The following is a 236-nucleotide window of genomic DNA, read 5'->3' as shown; positions in this document are numbered from 1 at the left end:
CGACGGCGCGAACGCCGCCTCCATGACCTTGCGCGCCTCGGGGATCTCGTTGAAGAGGCTGATCCGGCGAACCGCGACGGTCTCGGCCGCCACCCGGTCGCAGTCCACATCGGCGATGGTGAGGGCGATGTCACCGCGGTCCAGCGCGTGCTGCATGGCAGTGATCGCCAGACCCGGTGCCATTCCGACGACGCCGTCGCGGCGCAGGCGCTCGGCGACGAGATCCTCGGTCGCCA

1 protein-coding gene is annotated in these 236 nt (G+C 70.8%); it reads right to left on the bottom strand.

Annotated elements, in window-relative coordinates; translation table 11 throughout:
* On the bottom strand, nucleotides 1-236 hold a 236-nt coding region (locus UK12_RS42865; protein WP_045307447.1), incomplete at both ends, for a hypothetical protein.

The sequence above is a fragment of the Saccharothrix sp. ST-888 genome (assembly GCF_000955975.1).
In the GTDB taxonomy this organism is placed as follows: domain Bacteria; phylum Actinomycetota; class Actinomycetes; order Streptomycetales; family Streptomycetaceae; genus Kitasatospora.
Note: the sequence above shows the minus strand (reverse complement) of the source record. Positions and strands in the feature narration are given on the sequence as shown.